Origin of the sequence: Vibrio sp. ER1A (assembly GCF_000733315.1) — a bacterium.
In the GTDB taxonomy this organism is placed as follows: Bacteria; Pseudomonadota; Gammaproteobacteria; order Enterobacterales; family Vibrionaceae; genus Vibrio; species Vibrio mediterranei.
Window position 1 is genome coordinate 183,143 of the sequence record NZ_JPJA01000095.1, and the last position, 1,859, is coordinate 185,001.

The 1,859-nt window shown below is 38.7% G+C and carries 2 protein-coding genes and 1 pseudogene; 2 read left to right on the plus strand and 1 reads right to left on the minus strand.

The annotated features are described in order from the left end of the window. Positions 1-215: 215 nt before the first annotated feature. Both HW45_RS25885 and HW45_RS25890 read left to right on the plus strand, forming a co-directional pair. Positions 216-614, plus strand: coding sequence for a hypothetical protein (locus tag HW45_RS25885; protein WP_006070212.1), 399 nt, complete (start codon positions 216-218; stop codon positions 612-614). A 44-nt stretch (positions 615-658) separates the two neighbouring features. Continuing rightward, positions 659-1,135, plus strand: a complete 477-nt coding sequence (locus HW45_RS25890) for an outer membrane beta-barrel protein (RefSeq protein WP_006070213.1) — start codon at positions 659-661, stop codon at positions 1,133-1,135. 118 nt (positions 1,136-1,253) lie between these two features. Here the strand turns inward: HW45_RS25890 and HW45_RS25895 are convergent. Then, a pseudogene (locus HW45_RS25895) lies at positions 1,254-1,829 on the minus strand (sigma-70 family RNA polymerase sigma factor); the annotation flags it as partial. Between the last annotated feature and the right edge of the window lie 30 nt (positions 1,830-1,859).

The window sequence follows — 1,859 nt, forward strand, 5'->3', positions numbered from 1 at the left end:
GAATTCGGCAACAAAGCCATGCGAGTTCTTCCTTAATAAAACCACTCACAAAAATAGCGATTTTTTTCTTTCTATAACCCTCTGATTTAAAAACCATATCCGACCGTCCTTAAAGACAATGAAAATAAAATATGAAAATATTTCTTATTTTTCTTGAATTCCAATATTGGGCGACCCTACCTATGAATTGTCGATAATTGATTTAGGTATTAAAAGTGAAAAAGACAGCATTAACATTACTTCTTCTTACACCAATGATGAGCTATGCCAATACTGGAAAAAAAGTGGGAATCGGTATGGCATTTGACCAAGGTCTAAGCGTAGTCGTTGACTTTAACCAACAAATAAAGTTCATCGCAGGCGATGATGGATTAGCTCTAGACTATTCATTTTTAAAGGGAAATCTAGCTGCAGAAGCTCCTTTGAGTTGGTATGTGGCTGGCGGTGCGTACTACGACTGGAATAATGATTTTGGCGTTCGTATTCCTATTGGCATGAATTTGAACTTTGCAAAAGATTGGAAACTTTATGCACAGATCCATCCCGAATTAAATATGAATCATGGCTTAGATTTGGATATTGGCGCTGCATTAGGCGTTACTTATAGCTTCTAATTCTAGTCGCTAAATTTAAACATTAACAAATAGAGAACTTAATAATGAACAAGACATTTCTACGTACTTTGCCTTTGCTATTATTACCACTAGCATCGGTTTCTTCTGCAGAACCTTATATTGGTGCTGGTTACTTATACTCTAGTTACGATGACATTAACGTATCTGGTTCTAATAATGGCTACACTATTTACGGCGGCTACAATTTTGCAAAACTCTTCTCTGCCGAATTAGCATACGCGGATTTTGTTGATACGAACTCCCCAATTGACAACTCGTCTATCTACTCAAATGCATGGCTAGCAAGTGGTAAGGTCACGTTACCAATTGCAATTTTCGATGTGTATGGTCGTCTTGGTATGGGTAGATTCTCTAACAGCATCAATACATCTACAGACGTATTCGGTGGTATTGGTGCAGGCGTTTCTTTAGGCCCAGCTCGAGTTGCTTTGGAGTACACTAAGTATGACACTGCGATTGTCAAAGATAGCGTAAACCTTTTAGTTGAATTCCACTTCTAATCACTCAACACTACCAGAGAAAACCAAAGCCAGTTCGCTTTGGTTTTTTTATACCCGCAGTGAACATCTAATCATAAAAAAACCGACCGCTGGTAATCGCGGTCGGTTTTTGTTGACTCTATGGCTGAATGTGCGTCAACAAATCTTTAAGCTTCTCAAGTGTCATCAATTCAATTTGCCTGACTCTCTCTGCAGAAACCCTATGCCTTTCTGCAAGCTCGTTCAATGTTACTTTTTCTGATAGCAGCCAACGACTTACGATAATATCTCGGCTTCGAGCATCTAATTTAGCCAAACCTACATTCAATTCATCGTTAATGTGCCTATCCCAATCTTGAGTTTCATATTCAATCGCAACATCGAGTTGTGGCTCGGCAAACACTTCACCAGTCGATATGACTTGGTCTTCATCTTCACCTATTTTCGGGTCAATATAGGAATCTCTTGCAGATAGTCGCCCATCCATAGACAGCACATCTTTCTTGCTGACTTTCAACTTACTGGCTAAATTTTCAGCCTCACTCTCACTCATCCACTCTTGAGATTGCTTGTATTTTTTCAGATTAAAAAATAGTTTTCGCTGTGACTTCGTTGTGGCGATTTTTACAATGCTCCAGTTTTTTATAATAAAGTCGGTAATTTCTGATTTTATCCAATGAACAGCAAAGGATACCAACCTGAAGCCCAGTTCTGGGTTAAATTTCTGTAACTATTCACCCGCGAG

What these genes read in the sequence shown, in the direction of transcription:
- HW45_RS25890 (WP_006070213.1), top strand. Translation starts at nt 659, where the DNA reads ATGAACAAGACATTTCTACGTACTTTGCCTTTGCTATTATTACCACTA.